1 protein-coding gene and 2 pseudogenes are annotated in these 1,760 nt (G+C 67.8%); 2 read left to right on the forward strand and 1 reads right to left on the reverse strand.

Annotated features, from left to right (window positions below; genetic code table 11):
* Both IF09_RS46190 and IF09_RS0139485 read left to right on the forward strand, forming a co-directional pair.
* Nucleotides 1-180 (forward strand): annotated as a pseudogene (locus IF09_RS46190) (IS3 family transposase); the annotation flags it as partial.
* The gene (locus tag IF09_RS0139485; RefSeq protein ID WP_030304385.1) at nt 177-1,097 is read left to right on the forward strand and encodes an IS3 family transposase; all 921 of its coding nucleotides are present in this window, start codon (nt 177-179) and stop codon (nt 1,095-1,097) included. The pseudogene IF09_RS46190 and the gene IF09_RS0139485, both read left to right, overlap by 4 nt.
* Nucleotides 1,098-1,542: 445 nt before the next feature.
* On the opposite strand, the pseudogene IF09_RS47825 reads toward IF09_RS0139485, so the two are convergent.
* Nucleotides 1,543-1,760, reverse strand: a pseudogene (locus tag IF09_RS47825) (IS5/IS1182 family transposase); the annotation flags it as partial.

Consider the following 1,760-nt stretch of genomic DNA (forward strand, 5'->3'; position numbering starts at 1 on the left):
AACTGGATCCGGCAGGCCGAGGCCGACGCCGGCGAGCGAGGAGACCTGCTCACCACCGCCGAGCGCGAGGAACTGGCCGCCCTGCGGAAGGAGAATGTCCAGCTCAAGCGGGCGAACGAGGTCCTGCGGACGGCCTCGGCTTTTTTCGCGGCCCAGCTCGACCCGACCCGGCCCAGGTGACGGCGCTCGTCGACGAGCACCCGCACCTGGGGGTCGAGCCCGTACTCCGGGAACTGAACATCCCCTCCACCACCTACTACCGGTGGCGCCAGGCCGAGACCGAGCCGTGCGAACGGCACCGTCGGGACGCCGAGCTGACCAGCAGGATCCGTCAGGTCCACGACGAGTCCGGCGGGGTCTACGGCTCACCCCGCGTGCACGCCGTCCTCAAGCGCGAGGGCACGCGCGTCGGCCGCAAGCGCGTCGAACGGCTCATGCGCCAGGCCGGCCTCGCCGGGATCAGCCCTCGCCGGAGCAAGAGCTTCACCCGACGCGACCCGGACGCGGATCTGGCCCCTGACCTGGTGCAACGCGACTTCACCGCGAGCGGGCCGAACCGGCTGTGGGTCACCGACCTGACCATGATCACGACGTTGGAGGGCCCGCTGTGGCTCTCCGCGATCCGCGACGCGTTCTCCCGCCGGGTCGTGGCCTGGGAAACCTCTGCCCGCGCGGACGCGGACCTGGTCCTGACCACCCTCGAGTACGCCCTGGCCAGCCGCGAAGCCACCCCCGGCGAGCTCATTCACCATGCGGACCACGGCTGCCAATACACATCCGTGAAGCTCACGACACGCCTGGTCAGGGCCGGGATCCAGGCATCCATGGGCTCGGTCGGCGACTCGTTCGACAACGCCCTCGCAGAGAACCTGTGGATGCTCATCAAGACCGAATGCGTCCGCGGCCGCGTCTTCGCCACCCGGGCCGAGGCGAACCTCGCGCTCTTCGAGTACATCGACGGTTTCTACAACCCCCGCCGCATCCAGAAACGACTCGGCTACCTCAGCCCGATCGAGTACGAGGAGAAGCACTACGCCGACCAGGCAGCAGCCGAACAAGTGAACCTGACACCACGTCAACCCGCCCTGACCAGCTAGTCAACCGCTCCCGCACAGCGGGGGAACCTCATTCCCCTGCCCTCGCCCCCGGCCGACCGGGCCAGACAAGCCAACTGCGGCGCGCACACGGCGTTCACGTCGCCCATCGCGTCTCAGCCCGCACGAAGCACGATGTCTAATAGCGGCTTGACCAGGGCAAAGGGGTTGACCGCCCTGGTCAGGACGGGTTGGATGGCGCTCCCAGCAAGCAAGGGGGCCCCATGACTCACATGTCCTTCCAGCTCAGCGACGACCTTCCGTCCTGCTCGCGCTGCAGCGGGCGGGACTGACATGAAAATGACCCCGTGGTTGGGTGGTTCAGGCCGTGATCGGCTCGAAGCGGATGGTCAGTCCGAGGCTGTTGGCTTCCTTGATCATCCGTCGCATGGCGCGTTCGGGATCGCGGCGGGTGAAGTGGTCGGCGCCGAGTTCTCGGTAAGAACTGCTATCGGAATGACTTCAGGCGTCGCCAGCAGATGAGTGAGCAAGCGAGGCTGAGGAAGGCTTCGTGGATGTCGTCGCGGACTTCCCAGGGGATCCGCAGTGGGCGGAACCAGTGGAGGTGGCGAAGGCCCGCTCGACAACCCAGCGTTCGGTGCCGAGGCCGGAGCCGTGTGGGACGCCGCGTCGGGCGATGACGGGTTTCACGCCCAGGGCCCAGGC

Origin of the sequence: Streptomyces katrae (assembly GCF_000717655.1) — a bacterium.
GTDB lineage: Bacteria > Actinomycetota > Actinomycetes > Streptomycetales > Streptomycetaceae > Streptomyces > Streptomyces katrae_B.